Source organism: Streptomyces sp. KL2 (assembly GCF_046529545.1).
Taxonomy (GTDB): Bacteria; Actinomycetota; Actinomycetes; order Streptomycetales; family Streptomycetaceae; genus Streptomyces; species Streptomyces radiopugnans.
The window spans coordinates 1,015,685-1,032,687 of record NZ_CP127170.1 but is presented as its reverse complement, the minus strand read 5'-3'; the positions used below and the strand labels follow the sequence as shown (position 1 = coordinate 1,032,687).

Genomic DNA, 17,003 nt, shown 5'->3' with positions numbered 1-17,003 from the left:
CGAGGCTGTCAGGTTTCCCGCCCGGCCCGATCCGCGGGACGTGAATCCTTTCCGGCACGGGCTTGAACTGAGCGCAGTCCGCCCGCTGTCCCGGTGTGACGATCAGGGACAGCGGGCGGCCCAGGCCCTTACCTCCTGCGCCACCTCCACCAAGCGGACGACGAGGCCCTGCCACGGCGTTTCGCCCGCACGATGGTGGAGCCGACCGAGACGTCCCGGTCGATCCCCCCCCGGCCGCGCCGGCCTCGGCCTGGACCTGCCGGAGCAGGCGTTCCCGGGTTCCGTCGGCCGACCACAGGCGGTGGCGTTCACAGACGGTCTTCCATGGGCGGAGCCGTTCGGGCAGGTCACGCCGCTGAACGCCGGTCCCGCACCCGGTGCAGAACCCCGTCGATCACCTGCCGGTGATCCCTCCACCTGCCGCAGCGCCTGTTGCTGACCGGCAGGAACGGCCGCAGCCGTCCCCACTCGACATCCGTCAGATCGCCCCGCCCCATGTCCACATCGACGACACGACCACGCGGCAGCCACATGACCGACCGGGCAAGTCCTAGCCGGTGACGAGGGTGAGGCCGTACGCCTCCAGGACCGGTTCGACCGGCTGGTAGAAGGTGGTGCCGCCGGTGGTGCAGTTGCCGGAGCCGCCGGAGGTGACGCCCTGGGCCTGGTCGCCGGAGATGTACGGGCCGCCGGAGTCGCCGGGTTCGGCGCACACGGTGGTCCGCGTCAGCCCGTCCACGTCGCCCTGCCCGTACTGGACGGTGACGTCGTGCTGCTCGATGGTGCCGCAGTGCCAGCCGGTGGTGGAGCCGGAGCGGCAGACGGACGAGCCGACGGGCGCCTGGGCGGAGCCGGCGACGGCCACGTCGGCGCCGCCGGAGCCCTTGACGTACGGGGTGACCGTCCAGCCGTCCGCGGTGGCGACCCAGCCGTAGTCGTCGCCGGGGAAGGACGAGCCCTGGAAGACGCCCTGGGCCGAGCGGTCGTGCCCGGCGGTCGTGTCGCCGGGGACGCCGCAGTGGCCGGCGGTGACGAAACCCTGCCGGGTGCCGTCGGTGACGGCGAAGCCGACCGAGCAGCGGCTGGTGTCGTTGATGTAGTAGGCGTCGCCGCCGCGCAGTTCGGCGTACGGGCGGGGCTTCTCGGCGGACTTCACCACGCGCACCAGGTCGGTGTCGGCTCCGGCGGCCTCGGCGAAGGCGCGTGCCTTGGCGGTGTCGGAGGCGCGGACGACGACGGAGTTGGTCCTGACGTCGACGTACCACTGGGAGACGGAGGCGGGGGCGTCGTGCCGGGCGGCGCGGTCCAGGGCCTCCTTGGCGGCGCCGAGTCCGGCCAGGGTGTGCTCGACGACCTTCGCCCGGGCGCCGGCCTCGGTGATGGCGGGGGCCTGGGCGGGGTCGGTGGTGGCCACGACGAGGGTGGAGGTGTCGCCGGTGGTCCAGGCGCCGGCGAAGTCGCCGGCGAGGTCCTTGGCGAGGACGGGGACGATCTTTCCGGCGCGGTACTCGTTCGCGACGCGCTCGCGGGCCTGCTCGGCGGTTATGCCCAGGTCGCGCTGCATGGCCTTCAGCGCGCCGCTGGGTAACGCGCCGGCGGGCGACCGGCCGGCGTCCTGTCCGGCGTCGCCGGCGATGATCGCGGCGGGCACCCCGGTGGGGGAGGGGGCGGCCGCTTCGGCGGCGGCGGGCAGGACGGTCAGTACCAGGGCGCCGATCGCGAGGGCCGAGCCGGCTGACGCACCACGGCTGTGCCGCATGTGGACTCCTACGTCTTGTGTGGGGGGATCGGGCGCCGGGCCGCCGTCGGCCGCCCGGCGCACCTGGAGGCTGTCCACCGCGCGGCGCGGCGGAACCGGGAACGGGGCCGCCTTCACCGAAGGGCCACAGCCTCCAGCGGACCGTCACACCGCCGTCCGCACCGCGGCCCCCGGCGTCCGGTGGGCGGAACGCCGGGGCCCACCGGGTCCTGGGCGGCTCCCTGGTTCAGGAGGTCGCTCGGGCATCGGCGCCGTGTCGACGAGCGGACGGTGGCGTTGGCGGCCGGCACGTTGCCGCAGGCGACCTTCGAGGCGTCGTTGACCGTGTAGGACCCCTCGGAGCCGGAGACGGTCGGCTCCTTCTTCTCCAGCAGCGCCGGGTGGGGCCGGGGGGAGGAAGCGCGCACGCGCGGCGCGCCGCAGTGGGCGCGCCGCGCGTGCGCGTACGGTGCCGGGCCCGGCTCAGCCCATCTCGTCGGGGTCGGGGCCCAGCCGGGTGCCGTTGTCCAGGGTGGACACGCCCGTCATGTCGTCCTCGTCCAGGACGAAGGAGAACACGTCGATGTTCTCCTCGATCCGGGAGGGGGTGACGGACTTGGGGATCACCACGTTCCCCGTCTGGAGGTGCCAGCGCAGCACCACCTGGGCGGGGGTGCGGCCGTGCTTGCGGGCGATCTCGGCGATCACCGGGTCGTCCAGCAGGTCCTTGCCCTGACCCAGCGGCGACCAGGCCTCGGTGGCGATGCCGTGCTCGGCGTGGAAGGCACGGGCCTCGGCCTGCGGGAAGTTGGGGTGCAGCTCGATCTGGTTGACGGCGGGGACGACCTCGGTCTCCTCCATCAGCCGCCGCAGGTGGGTGGGCTTGAAGTTGGACACGCCGATGGCCTTGGCCCGGCCGTCGGCGTGGATCTCCTCCAGCGCCTTCCACGTCTCGACGTACCTGTCCTGCTTCGGCGCGGGCCAGTGGATGAGGTAGAGGTCGACGTAGTCCAGGCCCAGCCGCTCCAGCGAGGCGTCGAAGGCGCGCAGCGTGGCGTCGCGGCCCTGGTCGTTGTTCCAGACCTTGGTGGTCACGAAGAGCTCTTCGCGCGGCAGCCCGGACTCGGCGATGGCCTTCCCGGTGCCCTTCTCGTTCTGGTAGATCGCGGCGGTGTCGATGCTGCGGTAGCCCGAGGCGAGCGCGTGCCCGACGGTGGCGGCGGCCTCCTCGTCCGGCACCTGCCACACGCCGAAGCCGAGCTGCGGCATCCGGACGCCGTTGTTGAGGATGATGTTGGGGACGTTGCTCACGAGCGATCGGTCCTTGTCAGTCGGTTGGCGACACGTGTACCCGGGGTCCCAACGATCATGGCAGCGTTGTCATTCCCGCTTCGCCGCATCTCCCCCCGTCGCGCGGCTCCGCGCCCGGCGGCGCGGCACCCGCCCCGCCCGCCCCCGGGTCCGGCCAGCTCAGCGCTGGTAGAGGGCGTCGATCTCGGCCGCGTAGGCCTTCTCCACGGCCTTGCGCCTCAGCTTCATCGAGGGGGTGAGCAGCCCGTCCTCCTCGGTGAACCGCGATCCCAGTATCCGGAAGGTGCGGATCGACTCGGCCTGGGAGACCTGGGTGTTGGCGGCCACCACCGCCCGTCTGACCTCGGCCTCCAGATCGGGGTCGCGCACCAGCTCGGCCGGGCCCAGGAGCGGCTTGTTGCGCATGGTCAGCCAGTGGTGCACGGCGTCCTCGTCGAGGGTGACCAGCGCGGCGACGTAGGGCCGGTCGTTGCCGACCACGACACACTGCGCCACCAGCGGGTGCGCCCGCACCCGGTCCTCCAGGACCGTCGGCGAGACGGTCTTGCCGCCGGAGGTCACCAGCACGTCCTTCTTCCGCCCGGTGATCGTCAGGTAGCCGTCCTCGTCCAGCGAGCCGAGGTCGCCGGTGGCCAGCCAGCCGTTGTGCAGCACCTCGGCGGTGGCGCGGGCGTCGCCCAGGTAGCCGGCGAAGACCTGGCCGCCGCGCAGCCACACCTCGCCGTCCTCGGCGATGTGCACCGTGGTGCCCGGGACGGGGACGCCGACGGTGCCGAAACGCGTCTGCTCGGGCGGGTTGGCGGTGGCCGCGGCGGTGGTCTCCGTCAGCCCGTACCCCTCGAAGACGCGGATGCCGGCGCCGTCGTAGAACAGCCCCAGGCGCCGCTCCATCGCCGAGCCGCCCGACACGGCGTACCGGCAGCGGCCGCCGAGCGCGGCGCGCAGCCGGGAGTAGACGGCCTTGTCGAAGAACCGGTGCTGCATCCGCAGGGCCGGGCCGGGGCCGCGCCCGGTTCCGAAGGCCCTGTCCTCCATCGCCTCGGCGTAGCGGACGGCGACGTCCACCGCCTTGTCGAACGGCTCCAGCCTCCCCTCCGCCTCGGCCCTGCGCCGCGCGGTGTGGAAGATCCGCTCGAAGATGTAGGGCACGGCCAGCAGGAAGGTGGGACGGAAGGTCTCCAGGTCGGGCAGGAGGGCGGCGGCGGTCATGTTGGGCTGGTGGCCGAGCCTGACCCCGGCGCGTACCGCCCCGACCTCGATCATCCGCCCGAAGACATGGGCGAGGGGGAGGAAGAGCAGGGTGGATGCCTGCCCTCCGCTCCCGGAGGGGAAGAGGGCCTCGTAGCGCCGGACGAGGTTGTCGCACTCGGCCATGAAGTTGCCGTGGGTCAGCACACAGCCCTTGGGGCGGCCGGTGGTGCCGGAGGTGTACAGGACGGTGGCGGGGGTGTCCGGGGTCAGTGCGAGCCGGTGCCGGTGCACCACGTCGTCGTGGATGTGCGCCCCGGCGGCGGCCAGCGCGCCCTCGGCGTCGGCGTCGAGCTGCCACAGCCGCTTCAGGCGCGGCAGCCGGTCGATGACCGAGCCGACGGTCATCGCGTGCTCCTCGTGCTCCACGACGGCGGCCGAGACCTCCGCGTCGTGCAGCATCCAGTGGACCTGCTCGGCCGAGGAGGTGGGGTAGACCGGCACCGGCTGGGCGCCGACCGACCACAGGGCGAAGTCGAACAGCGTCCACTCGTAGCGGGTGCGGGACATGATCGCCACCCGGTCGCCGAAGCGCACGCCCTCGGCGAGCAGCCCCTTGGCCAGTGCCAGCACCTGGTCGCGGAACTCCGCGGCGGTCACGTCCCGCCAGGCGCCGGAGGCGTCCTTGCGCGCCATCACCACCTGGCGCGGGTCGGCGTCGGCGCGGTCGAAGACGGTGTCGGCCAGCCCTCCGATCTGAGGCTCCGTCGCCAGGGCCGGGACGGTGAACTCGCGCACGTGCCGCTCCTCGTCGCGCTGTGGCGTGGGGGACTCACAGCGGGCCGACCGTATCGGATGCGCGGGCCGCCCGGGAAGGGATGTGATACGGCCTGACGGTGTGAATGCGGTCGTTTCGGGAAGTCCGTGCCGGGCCGTCACCGTTCATCCCGGCCCTCTCCACCGAATCTCCCGTGCGGTGCCCCCTCCTCTCCGGTGGGACGTGCCCACGGGCGCGCCGGTTTCGCCGCCCTCAGGCACGCCGCGCGCCGGGCGCGCCGGGCGCGCCGGACACACCGAGCGCGACGCGGTGTTCACCGGCGTAGACGTTCATCGACGCCCCCCGCAGGAAGCCGACCAGGGTCAGCCCCGTCTCGGCGGCCAGGTCGACGGCCAGGGAGGACGGCGCGGAGACGGCCGCCAGTACGGGCACCCCGGCCATCACCGCCTTCTGCGCCAGCTCGAACGAGGCGCGCCCCGAGACCAGCAGCACGGTGCGCGACAGCGGCAGGTCCCCCCGGGTCAGGGCGCGTCCGACGAGCTTGTCGACGGCGTTGTGGCGGCCGACGTCCTCGCGCAGGTCCAGCAGCTCCCCCTCCGGGGAGAACAGGGCGGCCGCGTGCAGGCCGCCGGTGCGGTCGAACACCCGCTGGGCGGCGCGCAGCCGGTCGGGCAGCGCGGCGAGCACCTCCGGCTCCAGCGGAGGGAAGCCCCCGCCCTCCCCGCTCCCGTCCCCGTCACCGTCCTCGTGCCCGCCGCCGATGGGCCAGCGGGCGGTGGTGCGTACCGCGTCCAGGCTGGCCTTGCCGCACAGCCCGCACGAGGAGGTGGTGTAGACGTTGCGTTCCAGGGTGATGTCGGGGATTGGCACGCCGGGGGCCAGGCGCACGTCGACGACGTTGTAGCTGTTGCGGGTGGTGCCGTCGGCCTGCTCGGTGGCGCCGGCGCAGTAGACGATGTTCGCCAGCTCCTCCGGGCGCCCCAGCACGCCCTCGCTGACCAGGAAGCCCGCGGCCAGGGCGAAGTCGTCGCCGGGCGTGCGCATGGTGATCGCCAGCGGTTTGCCGTTCAGGCGGATCTCCAGCGGCTCCTCGGCCACCAGGGTGTCCGGGCGCTCGCTCACCACGCCGTCGCGCAGGCGGACGACACGGCGGCGTTCGGTGACTCGGCCCATGGAAATCAGTCCTGCCTCGGTCGACGCTTCACGGCCGCGGCGCCCTCCGCCGCGGCCGTTCCCATTGTGCTGCCGCACCGCTTCCGCCGTACCCTCACCCGCCGCCCGGCCGTCCACGTCCGTAAGCGGGGCGCGGGCCGCCGGGCTGCCGGACCCGGCTCCGACGACCCTGGCCCGGCCGCCCCGGCACCCCACCGGACCACGGCTTATGCATGTGAGAGGCGCCGTGAAAACTTGGTATGGTGTTCCCCGTCGCCGCGGCCGTGAGGCCGCTGGTCGCACACCGGTCCGGGTGGCGGAATGGCAGACGCGCTAGCTTGAGGTGCTAGTGCCCTTTATCGGGCGTGGGGGTTCAAGTCCCCCCTCGGACACACATCGAAAACCCCGTGGCCTCGTCGAGCCCGCGGGGTTTCTGCTTTCGAAGGACGCCGGGTACGGGACTGATCGTCACCCGTACGGTCTGCCGGCAGGGGGCGTAGGCGAGCTGAAGCCCGAGGCGGCGGTAGAGCTCGGCCTTGTCCTCGGGGTCGGCCTGACGGACGGCAGCGGCGAGATCACTGACGGAGTGGACCAGGGCGGCGATGTCGTCGCGGGACATGCGAGTGCCGGTGCCCTGGGTGGCCGTGTGCAGCTGGGATTCGGCGCGTGCGCGTTCAGCCTGGGCCTCGGTGATCCACCGGGCCACCACGACGGGGTCGGCCCCCGCCTCCAGCGCGGTGCGGTACCGGGTGAGCTTCGAGTCGCACTAGGCGATCCGAGCGCGGGCCGCTTCCGCGGCGGCGACCTCGGCGCGGGCGCGGGCGGGGGGGGGCTTCGGCGGAGGCCATCAGATCGATGGTCCCGTCCAGACGATGAGGCTGGAACACTCTGGTCAGCCAGTCGTCGAGCGGGGGGGACCCACTTCTCGCGCAGATAGACGTTGCGCGGGTGGGCCACGCGGTTGGCCAGCGCTTACTGCTCGGGGAAACGGCAACGATAGTAGGCGTCGCCGTGAGACCACTGAGCCTGCATCCGTCGCGTGCACGCCTCGCAGACGATGCGGTCGCGGAAAAGGTACGGGTTGCGGGTGCGGTGAACGACGTGAGCGGTGCCGGTGCGGGCCCGGGTGCCCAGGACTCTTGGACCCGGGCGAAGGTGTCGTCGTCGATGAGCGGGGTGTGGACGATCCGCTTGGGGATGATCCACTTGTCCTGGGTGGTTCCATCGCATCGAGGTGGTGTAGCCGAGGGAGATGTCGTGGATGGCTCTCGACCCCGAATCCTGACCGGCACCACCCGCACCCGCCCCGGCAGGACCGTCGCTCAGGACCTCACCTGGTCCGGCGAAGGCCGGCTTACCCAGCTCACCGAGGACACCACCTCCACCGACTACCTCTACGACGCCGACGGCACCCTCCTCATCCGCGACACCGAGGACGGCGAGCGGGTGCTGTACGCCGGCGCCACCGAACTCCACCTCCGCGCTGACGGCACCACCTGGGCCCAGCGCCATTACGCAGCCGGTGACCTGACCGTCGCCATCCGTACCAACGCCTCCGGCACCAACAAACTCACCTACCTCGTCAGCGACCACCACAACACCTCCAGCCTGGCCATCACACCTGGCACCCAGAAATTCACCAAGCGCTACACCTCCCCCTTCGGGGCCGAACGCGGCACCCCCACCGGCGGCACCTGGCCCGACGACAAGGGGTTCCTCGGCAAAACCGACGACGCCACTACCGGCCTCACCCACATCGGCGCCCGCCAGTACGACCCGACCATCGGCCAGTTCATCAGCGCCGACCCCCTCCTGGAAACCGACAAGGCCCAAACCCTCAACGGCTACAGCTACAGCATCAACAACCCCCTCACCTTCACCGACCCCACCGGACTCGGACTTGACTGCGGCGGAGGCAGATAGGCATGTCCCGACGACGGTGACCCTATGCCCGAGCCTCCCCACCATGGCGGGAACGGAAAAACCCTCGGGAACGCACCAGCCCCCACAAGAAACCACCCATGCAACAGCAATTGCGGCGGCGGAAACTCCTTCTCTAGTGCTGGTGTGACTTGGTTCGAAACCCTGCAAATTCCTGGTCCCGAACCGGATGGTTTCGAGTAGGCTTTCAGTCGTGCTTGCAAGGCTATCTCGGTAGGTCACGCTTACGCTGGTCTAGCCCCTATCCAGCGTACTGCTATAGCGGGGACTGATGTTTGTTATGCCGTACTGGAGTGCACTGAAGAGCGGCGCGCTTTCTTTGCTTTTGAACTCTTTCATGCTCCCCCTGGATTTGTTGAATCCCTAGTGGGGCATGATGGCGGAGGCATCACGGCTGGCCCTGTTGCAGGGGCGGGTATAGCCGGGGCTGGCGCAAGGGGTGCAGGATCACGCAAGAGGTGGCGTGTCGGTGATGACCACTCTCTCCCTGGTAGAAACGGAAAGCCTCCAACGCTCTCGACCATGCTGAATCGGTTCTGGAAGAATGAGGCTGCAGAGCCGGATGCAGCGGATCAGTGGGAAGCAGCAAACGTGCTCGTATAAGCGTGGTTCAGCTCCGCAGCGTATGACACCAGACGGCGCCAAGGAGTCTATGGAGTTGAACCACGAGCTGATACCGAACCGAGATGGCGGAATGCTGTCGACGCTGCGTTGGCCCGATGAACATGCACTCTTTGACCCATACCGCCAACTGAAAAAGAGGTAATGATGAGCGAGGGAGATTTCCCCCGATTGGATGAATTGTTTCGCGCATCGGAGGGGAAGCCTGTCAATGTCGGCGGGCGAACCGTTCGAATGGCGTACGAAATTCCAATTGAAGAGGGGGAGGGTTCTGGGTCTATTTTCGTTCGGAGCTTTAAGCGTGAACCAGTGCAGGGAATTTGTCTGGAAGTCAAGGGAGGCGAGTTGGAGGTTAACAGCGTGCGTCACTCCGGAATTGCCCTCTGGATGGATTCAGCTCCTAGGGAACTTGATTTTCGGGTCACTGGAAGAGGGGGAGTCGGTCTTTCTGTGTGGAATTGTTGGCGTGGTCGATTCGGTGAAAGGGAGGCATGGCTTGGTAGTGCGGGGCTCGTTTGTGAAACCCGCAGTCGCAGCCGTTATAAATTCTTCTGTAGTGATGGGCCGGGGGCGATGGAATTCGATGCAGTTGAATTTGACGTCACCATCCGTGAGGGTGCGGAGTAGGTCTTAATTAAGGGGTTCTCGTGTCAGGCGCTTGGGAGTCGACCTTGCTCGCCGTGTCACTCGGAGGATCTCTGCTCGCCTTCTGGTTATTGAAACATGAAGGGCTTGCCTATTGAATAATTCGACGCAAAATCATCAGGATGGTCGATCTGATGAGGATTGACTCAGTGAAGTTTCCTCAGTGCCTTTCGGTCTAGCCTCGATCTTTCGTGATGGTCCGCCGACGGAGTCGGCGGACCATCACGCGTTCTGTCCCTGAGTCCAGGCAGTCCGGTACGGCAGCCGACCACATCACCACCGCCCAGCTCGCCCTGGCCCAACTGCCGAAGACCTACCGGCGCGGGCGGCAGACGCTGATCCGCACGGACTCCGCCGGCGGCACCCACGGCTTCGTGCCCTGGCTCGCCAGGTGAGGACGATGGCTGTCCTACTCGGTCGGCATGACGGTCACCGAGGCGATCCACGAACACGTGCTGAAGGTCCCCGCCTCGGCCTGTACGGCGGCCGTCGAGACCAATGGTGAGGTCCGTGGCAGGGCCTGGGTCGCCGAGCTCACCGGCAAGCTGCAGGACGGCTGGCCCACGGGCATGCGACTGATCGTCCGAAAGGAACGGCCTCATCCCGGCGCCCAGTTGAGAATTACGGATGCGGACGGCATGCGGATCACGTGCTTCGCGACCAACACCGTCGGCCGGCCGATCGCCGAGCTCGAGCTCCGTCACCGGCTACGGGCCCGGGTGGAGGACCGGATCCGGGCCACCGGCCTGCGTAACCTGCCCCTCCACACCACAGTCCAGAACAAGATCTGGCTGGAGATCGTGCAGCTCGCCCTCGACCTGCTGGCTGGGGGTATCCCCGGACGAAGTCTGGGGGAGGATGCTCATGCTCGCGCTCACCGGCAAGGCCAGGCTCTGGGAGCCCCGCTGCCTGCGGCTGCGCCTGTTCACCGCGGCCGGACAACTCGTCACCACCGGCCGCCGGCGGATCCTCCTCCTGGCCCGGCACTGGCCCTGGACCGGCTACATCACCGCCGCACTCGAACGGCTCGCACTCCTGCCGAACTCCGTCTGACCAGCGGATTCACCCATCCCTACGGCAGCCCTTCACCACCCGGAGCAGTGGAACCCGGCGCCACCCCGAGACGACACTCGGGCCCTCGGCCTGCCCACCCTCAGCGCACGGCACGAAAACGGGCCACCGACTCCGTCGGCGGCCCGTCACGAAACTTCGAGGTTAATGACACAGACGATGAGTGACCAGCGCGGTGGCTGGTAGAGAACAGACTGCTTGGGCAGCTTCAGCATGCGCCGGTCGGTGCATGCACAACGAGAGATGACTTTGAAGTCTGGAACAGTTCGCAAGACGGTCGGGGATGGGAGCGATGGGCGTCAGGTTTCCCCTGAAGCGGGAGGTTCGCTGTCCTCTTCCAGTTCGGTGGTAAGCGGCGCCGCCCGTGGGGTATCCGTCCAATTCCCCCTCGGACACGAGCGATCCAGCAACGGAGTGCGGGTCGGGGTCCATCCCGGTCCGCACTCTGTGTTGTCCGGGCTCGCAGGACGTACGCCGCTCGATCCTCCGGTGCAGACGGTACTTCCGCCGGCGTCGTGGAGCGTCTCGGCGATGTCCGGCACCGGATCGAGGGCCCGCCGTCCGGGTGAGGGGAGGGTCCGCCTACGTGCCCACGACCAGGCCATGGTGGCGGCCCGGCGGGGTTCGGCCCGGTGATCCAACGGGCGGCGGTTCCGGACGACGACCGCCCCTCGCCTGGCACATCGTGGACCGACCTGCGGAAACCGCGCTTGGCGCCCGCGGTCGGCGGCGGCTCTCCTGGTGGAGCCGGGACGCGGGCTGCGCTGCGCCACCACGAGAACGACCCGGCCCGGCTCGACGCGCTCATGCGAGTCCTGGAACGGCTGTCGGCCGGCATGCTGATCCGCCGTGTCCACACGACCCTTCGCGTCACACATCAGGCGGGTCTCGCCCATGCGCTCAACGTGCTCGCGCGGTCGTGTGCGGAGCGTCCCGACACCGCCGGGGCGGTGTCGGTGCGACCTGCCGAAGAGACACTCCTACCCGGCGGGCCCGGTGGCATCCTCCGCATCATCTGTCCAGCCGTCCCAGCCGGCATCGATGCGGGCGAGAAGGTCCCGTGCGTGCTCGCGTCCATGGTCGGCGGCCCGTGAGGCCACGGCACGCGCCCCTTCCCGGTCGCCGTTCCGCAGGAGCACGAGGCTGAGTGGGACCATGGCTGCCTTGTCTCCCGCCTCCACAGCCGAGTTGAGCAGTGGTTCGGCCTCCTCGTCACGGTTCTGGAGCAGCAGCAGCCTGCCCAGTTCTCCCGCGGCACCCGCCGACCGACCGTCCAGGGCCGCGCGTAACCAGCGCTCCGCCTCGGCGTAGTCTTCGTCCAGGTCCCTCAGATACATGCCGTGCAGCAGCATGGCCCGCGGTTCGCCGGTCTCCGCCCCCCGCCTCATCAGCTCCCGCGCCGTGTTCAGCGGTGAGCCCGAGGCACCGGCCGAGGACCGCTCCCGCTCGTCGGCGTCCACAGCGCCTTCCTCCCGCTGCTTCTTGCGACCTGACAGGGCACGCCACCACGAGCGGTCGTCTCCCACCGCCATCCCCTCCCCTGTGATCCCCGCCTCCGTCCCGGCTCCCATGTTGACGCCGCCCCGCCCCGGCGGCAATCCCAGCCCACGACCGGGCGTGAGCGGACTCGCCCTCACCTCCCGGACCGTGCTCCACCTCGCCGCCATGCTCGTCCGGGCAGGGCGCCGGCCGGAGAGACGGAACCCGGGGCGTCCGGCGGCGCGGCGCGCGAGGGACGCGCCGCGCCGCCGGACGCCCCGGTCAGCGGTCGGCGGTCAGGCGAAGGGGATGGCCAGGACGGAGCCCGAGCCCACCTGGACGGTGGACGGGCCGTTGCCCGGGGCGCTCCAGACCTCGACGCGTACGGTCCCGCCCTCCAGGTCGCCCGGCTCGCCCGAGGCCGAGTGCGGCCGCACGGTTTCCGGCCATGGCCGAGGGGCGCCCTTCCAACCCGCCCTCCCCGCTGTCCAGACTGCTGCGCGGATCGCGGGGGAGAGGGGGCCGGGATGGCTGCTCGTAGTGGAGGCGGCGGTGGGGGCCGTGGTGGCCGTGGAGGTCGCGGACGCGGCTCGGCGGCGCGGCGCAGACGCGAGGCCGCCAGGCGGAAGGCGGCGGTCGCCGGTGGCGCGGCGGTGCTGCTCCTGCTCGCCGCCTCCTGGTCGGCCGTCTGGCCGTACCTCCTGGGGACCGCGATCGCCGCGAGCCTCGGCGGCCTGGTGTGGTGGCTGTGGCGCACCGACCGGATCGTCCGGGGCGGGGACCGGGAGTGGCGCCGGGCGGACGCGGTGGCCGCCGGACGCCGGACGCTGGCCGAGGTGGACGCGATGTCCGGCACCGAGTTCGAGGAACTGGTGGCCGGGCTGTGCCGCCGGGACGGCTGCACCGAGGTCCGGCGCGTGGGCGGCTCCCACGACAACGGCGCGGACGTGGTCGGCCGGCTCCCGGACGGCCGCACGATGGTCGTCCAGTGCAAGCGGTACGCGCCGACCCGCACCGTCGCCAGCCGCGAGATGCGCGACCTGATGGGAGCGAAGGTGCACTTCGGGGCCGATGTGGCCGTCTTCGTGACGACCTCGCGCTTCAGCGGGCCCTCCCAGGCGCTGGCAGTGGAACACGGCATCCTCGCCGTGCACCGCGATCACCTGGGCCTGTGGAACAACGGCACCTCCCTGCCCGCCCTGGCCGGTGTCAACGGCGCGGGTCAGGGCGACCGGGAACACCGCGCACGCTGGAGGAAGACCTACGGGGCGTAGAGCGGGAGCGGTCGGCGGCGGGGCGACGTCGGCGTCCCGGTCCGGAAGACCACGGCGGCGCCGCCCCGGAGAGAACTCGGTGGCGGGCACGGGCCGTCACGGACGAGCATGGGGAGCATGAGCGACCAACCCGCGCGATGGACCCAGGCGACCGTCCACCCCGACATGTGGGCCGACCCGGACGACGACCCCCGCGACAGAGAAGGCCCCGGCCCGGAAGGTGAACTCGCGACACTGCGGGAGTTCCTGGAGGATTACCGCACCACCCTGCGGATGAAGTGCGAGGGCCTGGACGCCGAGCAACTGGCCCGCCGCTCGGTCCCGCCGTCGACGATGTCGCTGCTCGGTCTGCTCCGGCACCTCGCCGAGGTGGAACGGGACTGGCGCAACTGGATCGGTGACGGCGAGCCGCTGCCGAAGCTGTACGGCGAGAAGGACGCGGACTTCGACGGAGCCGTCGCCGACCAGGCCGTGGTCGACGCCGCGTACGCCGACCTGGAGCGCGAACAGGCAGCCACCGACGCCGCGCTGGCCCAGCACCCGGACCTGGGCGAGCGCGTGGGCAAGGACGAGATCGCGGTCCGGGAGCTGATGGTGCACAGGATCGAGGAGTACGCCCGCCACTGCGGGCACGCGGACCTGCTGCGCGAGTGCGTCGACGGGCGGGTGGGCCAGTGACGCAGGCCGATGGCGGCGGGGGGCCGGCCCGGTGCGGTTGACAGGGCTGCGCCCCGGCTGCCGGACACCGACGGCCAGGGCGGGTGGGAATCGAACCCGTCTGCCCTAGCCGAGGTGCTCGCTCCGCCGGCGGCTCAGGAGTCAGAGACGCGCGCGCCCCTTTATCCCTTCCACGAAGGCGTCCCACGCCCGCCCGGGGAAGACCAGTGCCGGGCCGCCGGGGTTCTTGCTGTCCCGTACGGGGACCGCGCCGGGAAGCCCGTCGGCGACCTCGACGCAGTCGCCGTTGCTCGCCCCGCTGTAGCTGGACTTGCGCCAGATCAGGCTGTGCTCGTTGATCATCGCTTGTACTCCTCCGACACGGCCTCTAGCAGGGCCAGTGACTCCTCCGACGACAAGGCATCGCCCAGGGCGAGGTCGTAGGCCGACTGGCAGGCCTCGACCATGTCCGGGTCATCCATGACACGCCCGGTGCGCAGGCCTTCAACGTAGGCCACAGGAGGGGCGTCGGTGAACCGCATAAGGGTGACCATGCTCTCCAGCAGTGCGTGCGCACCTGCGGAGAAGGGGAGCACATGGACCCGTACCCGTCCGCTGCGCCCCATCTCGGCGACGTGCTCCAACTGCTCCGCGATCACGCCGCGTCCGCCGATGGGACGCCGGAGGATCGACTCGTCCAGCAGGGTCCACAGAACCGGGGAGTTGGGGTCGTCGAGGATGCGGGCACGCTCCATCCGGTTGGCGACCCGTCGCTCTACATCCTTGTGTGTATAGACCGGGGTACCAGCACGGAAGACGGCCCGCGCGTACGCCTCGGTCTGGAGGATGCCGGGGACGAGCGACGCTCCGTAGGTCTTGATCACGCAGGCCAGCTTCTCCATCTCGGCGGCAGCCGCGAAGTGATCGGCGAAGCGCCCCTCGTCCAGTGAGCGGCGCATGCGTTCGAAGAAGCCGTCCGTGCCCAGTGCCTGGTCGATCCGGCAGGCGTCCTCCGGCCGGGGCTTGCGCCTGCCGGCCTCGAAGTGGGCGATCATCTGCGGCGAGATGACGACCATCTCGCCGAGTTGGGCCTGCGTGAGGCCCTTGTTCTCGCGCTTGCGCTGAAGCTCCGCACCGTAGAACTCCTGTGGCGAGTAAGGACGGTCGATCCCGCCGCCGCGTCGCATGTGCTCAACACCCCTTCTCTCCAGCTCTCTCTGGAGAGCTGGAAGCCCTGTTGAGCGTACCGCCGCGGCAGCAATCTGTGAGTGGGTGGATACGGAAAGCCACCGCACACAGCACAGGAGCAGGCATGGCGACGTACCTCGTGGACACCACGCGCGACCGGATCGGCGAGCTGATGGGCAGGAGCGGCGGGCGGTACTTCCTCCGCCCGCCCGGCGGAGGCCGGGAGTGGGAGTGCCTGCCGGAGAACACCCGCCTGCCCACGCCCGAGGAGCAGTTGAGCGCGGGGGTGCGGGCGGCGAACCGGCACAGCGAGCAGCGCTGCCGGTGAGGCCCCGCACCTGGACCACCGGGCGGTGCTGGCTCTACTGCCTCCGGCCGCAGGTGCCGGTGGTGTGGCTCGGGCCGGTGCAAACCGAGGGGCAGCAGGCCGAGCTGTACGCCTGCGAGGACTGCGTCCGGAAGCTCAACGCCCTGGTGTGGGAGGCCCTGCGGCAACGGGACCGCGCCCCTGCCCGATAGACCCCGGCCTCGTTCGGGGCCGGGTCCGGAAACACATGACAGCGAGGAGAGGGAACATGACGAACCGGACGCAGCACAACGGCCATGCCGCCATCGGTGCCGACGGCGGCGGCGACAAGCTGCCGGGGGAGCCGTACCCCGGCCCGCACCAGCCGCCCACTCCGGATGGCGGCCCCGGCGTCCCCAATCCGCCCAAGGCGGTCACCGGCCGATGAGCACCGAGCACACCGAAAACGCGGAGAGCGCGCAGAGCGCGGGGGACGCGGAAAGCACCGGCACGGCCGGGCAGCGACCCGGCCGCCTGGAGTTGGCACGCTCCCTCATGGCGGGCGGCGTCCTCTCCTCGGACTGGGCGCCCGCCTTCGCGGCCGTGCCCAGGCCGGCGTTCCTGCCGGAGCTGATCTGGCCCTACGACATGGAAGCGGGCCGCAGCGTCGCCGTGTCGATGGCACAGGACCCGGACGCCTGGGCCCGGTACGCCGACGCCGACGTACCCGTCGTCATCCAGTGGGACGACGGCCGGCACACCGGCACGGCGCCGGGGCGGGAGCCCACCTCCTCGGCGTCCATGCCGTCCGTGGTCTTCCGGATGCTCCGGGACCTGGAGGTGCGGCCGGGCCACCGGGTGCTGGAGATCGGCGCGGGCACGGGCTGGAACGCGGCGCTCCTGGCCCACCGCCTCGGCACGGTGAACGTGGTGACGGTGGAGGTGGACGAGGCGGTGGCCGCCGCCGCGCGCAGGGCGCTGGAGATCTTCGGCCTGCCCGTCCGCGTCGTCCACGGCGACGGCTCGCGGGGCTTTTCCGACGGTGCGCCCTACGACCGGATCATCGCCACGTGCGGGCTGCGGTCCGTCCCGTACGCCTGGGTGGAGCAGTGCCGTCCCGGCGGCCTGGTCGTCGCCCCGTGGGGGACGCACTACGGCAACGGCGACGCGGTCGCCCGGCTGACCGTCTCCCGCGACGGGGAGAGCGCGTCGGGTTTCTTCACCGGGCCGGTGGAGTTCATGAAGCTGCGCTCCCAGCGTCCGCCGTCCCCGGCCCACTCCGAGTACGTCACGGGCGGCGTGGCCGACGGCGAGGAGTCGTCCACCGCGCTGCCGGAGGGAGAGTTCGCCGGGGAGCGGTTCGAGCCGGGACACTTCGCGCTCGGGCTCCGGGTGCCGGACTGCCGGTGCGTCGTCGCCGACAAGCGGGACGGGGCCCGGCCGGTGTGGTGGTACGGGCTGACCGACCGCTCCTGGGCCTGCGTGATGTTCCGCGACGGAGGGGCTGCGCGCGTGTGGCAGTCCGGGCCCCGCCGGTTGTGGGACGAGGTCGAGGCCGCCCACCGCTGGTGGCGGGAGCGGGGCAGGCCGGGGTACGAGCGGTTCGGCCTGACCGTCACGCCGCAGGGGCAGCGGGCCTGGCTGGACGACCCGGCCGACTCCTGGCCGGTGTGA

Annotated in this window: 16 protein-coding genes, 1 tRNA gene and 2 pseudogenes; 9 read left to right on the top strand and 10 right to left on the bottom strand. The window is 70.8% G+C overall.

Translation table 11 applies throughout. The features are described from left to right. Nucleotides 1-550: 550 nt before the first annotated feature. From QPK52_RS04720 to fdhD, 5 genes are all read right to left on the bottom strand, one after another. Entirely contained in the window at nt 551-1,759 is a 1,209-nt protein-coding gene (locus QPK52_RS04720) for a S1 family peptidase (RefSeq protein ID WP_410535757.1), read from the bottom strand. 113 nt (nt 1,760-1,872) lie between these two features. Then, nucleotides 1,873-2,166 (bottom strand): hypothetical protein, encoded by a 294-nt coding sequence (locus QPK52_RS04715; RefSeq protein WP_410535756.1) that lies wholly within the window; start codon nt 2,164-2,166, stop codon nt 1,873-1,875. 55 nt (nt 2,167-2,221) lie between these two features. After that, on the bottom strand, nt 2,222-3,049 hold the full coding sequence (locus QPK52_RS04710; protein ID WP_410535755.1) for an aldo/keto reductase: 828 nt from the start codon (nt 3,047-3,049) through the stop codon (nt 2,222-2,224). A 159-nt stretch (nt 3,050-3,208) separates the two neighbouring features. Further along, nucleotides 3,209-5,035 carry an AMP-dependent synthetase/ligase gene (locus QPK52_RS04705; RefSeq protein WP_410535753.1) on the bottom strand — a complete coding sequence of 609 codons (1,827 nt, stop codon included), beginning with the start codon at nt 5,033-5,035 and terminating at the stop codon, nt 3,209-3,211. A gap of 232 nt (nt 5,036-5,267) precedes the next feature. Beyond that, nucleotides 5,268-6,188, bottom strand: a complete 921-nt coding sequence (fdhD, locus tag QPK52_RS04700) for a formate dehydrogenase accessory sulfurtransferase FdhD (RefSeq protein WP_410535752.1) — start codon at nt 6,186-6,188, stop codon at nt 5,268-5,270. 286 nt (nt 6,189-6,474) lie between these two features. Here fdhD and QPK52_RS04695 point away from each other — a divergent pair. After that, nucleotides 6,475-6,559 (top strand) — tRNA-Leu (locus tag QPK52_RS04695). Here QPK52_RS04695 and QPK52_RS04690 read toward each other — a convergent pair. Further along, nucleotides 6,541-6,873, bottom strand: coding sequence for a hypothetical protein (locus QPK52_RS04690; RefSeq protein WP_410535750.1), 333 nt, complete (start codon nt 6,871-6,873; stop codon nt 6,541-6,543). The two genes, QPK52_RS04695 and QPK52_RS04690, sit on opposite strands and share 19 nt — an antisense overlap. Nucleotides 6,874-7,451: 578 nt before the next feature. Between QPK52_RS04690 and QPK52_RS04685 the strand changes: the two are divergent. After that, nucleotides 7,452-8,084, top strand: a pseudogene (locus tag QPK52_RS04685) (RHS repeat-associated core domain-containing protein); the annotation flags it as partial. Between the two features lie 1,541 nt (nt 8,085-9,625). Then, nucleotides 9,626-10,427, top strand: a pseudogene (locus QPK52_RS04680) (transposase); the annotation flags it as partial. A gap of 998 nt (nt 10,428-11,425) precedes the next feature. Here QPK52_RS04680 and QPK52_RS04675 read toward each other — a convergent pair. After that, nucleotides 11,426-11,905, bottom strand: a complete 480-nt coding sequence (locus QPK52_RS04675; protein ID WP_410535748.1) for a hypothetical protein — start codon at nt 11,903-11,905, stop codon at nt 11,426-11,428. Nucleotides 11,906-12,220: 315 nt separating this feature from the next. Then, nucleotides 12,221-12,361 carry a hypothetical protein gene (locus QPK52_RS04670; protein WP_410535746.1) on the bottom strand — a complete coding sequence of 47 codons (141 nt, stop codon included), beginning with the start codon at nt 12,359-12,361 and terminating at the stop codon, nt 12,221-12,223. Between the two features lie 90 nt (nt 12,362-12,451). Between QPK52_RS04670 and QPK52_RS04665 the strand changes: the two genes are divergently transcribed. Both QPK52_RS04665 and QPK52_RS04660 read left to right on the top strand, forming a co-directional pair. Beyond that, nucleotides 12,452-13,198, top strand: coding sequence for a restriction endonuclease (locus QPK52_RS04665; RefSeq protein ID WP_410535744.1), 747 nt, complete (start codon nt 12,452-12,454; stop codon nt 13,196-13,198). Between the two features lie 108 nt (nt 13,199-13,306). After that, nucleotides 13,307-13,876, top strand: a complete 570-nt coding sequence (locus tag QPK52_RS04660; protein ID WP_410535742.1) for a DinB family protein — start codon at nt 13,307-13,309, stop codon at nt 13,874-13,876. Between the two features lie 141 nt (nt 13,877-14,017). On the opposite strand, the gene QPK52_RS04655 is transcribed toward QPK52_RS04660, so the two are convergent. Both QPK52_RS04655 and QPK52_RS04650 read right to left on the bottom strand, forming a co-directional pair. Further along, nucleotides 14,018-14,218 carry a DUF397 domain-containing protein gene (locus tag QPK52_RS04655; protein WP_410535740.1) on the bottom strand — a complete coding sequence of 67 codons (201 nt, stop codon included), beginning with the start codon at nt 14,216-14,218 and terminating at the stop codon, nt 14,018-14,020. After that, nucleotides 14,215-15,042 (bottom strand): helix-turn-helix domain-containing protein, encoded by an 828-nt coding sequence (locus QPK52_RS04650; protein ID WP_410535738.1) that lies wholly within the window; start codon nt 15,040-15,042, stop codon nt 14,215-14,217. The genes QPK52_RS04655 and QPK52_RS04650 overlap by 4 nt, the downstream gene beginning before the upstream one ends. Nucleotides 15,043-15,167: 125 nt before the next feature. Here QPK52_RS04650 and QPK52_RS04645 point away from each other — a divergent pair, with 125 nt between their 5' ends. The 4 genes from QPK52_RS04645 (at nt 15,168) to QPK52_RS04630 (ending at nt 17,003) form a co-directional block, all read left to right on the top strand. After that, entirely contained in the window at nt 15,168-15,371 is a 204-nt protein-coding gene (locus QPK52_RS04645) for a hypothetical protein (protein ID WP_093656222.1), read from the top strand. Beyond that, nucleotides 15,368-15,562 carry a hypothetical protein gene (locus QPK52_RS04640; protein WP_093656220.1) on the top strand — a complete coding sequence of 65 codons (195 nt, stop codon included), beginning with the start codon at nt 15,368-15,370 and terminating at the stop codon, nt 15,560-15,562. Before QPK52_RS04645 ends, QPK52_RS04640 begins: the two co-directional genes overlap by 4 nt. 56 nt (nt 15,563-15,618) lie before the next feature. Beyond that, the gene (locus QPK52_RS04635; RefSeq protein WP_177213898.1) at nt 15,619-15,777 is read left to right on the top strand and encodes a hypothetical protein; all 159 of its coding nucleotides are present in this window, start codon (nt 15,619-15,621) and stop codon (nt 15,775-15,777) included. A 107-nt stretch (nt 15,778-15,884) separates the two neighbouring features. Continuing rightward, nucleotides 15,885-17,003, top strand: a complete 1,119-nt coding sequence (locus QPK52_RS04630) for a methyltransferase domain-containing protein (RefSeq protein ID WP_410540202.1) — start codon at nt 15,885-15,887, stop codon at nt 17,001-17,003.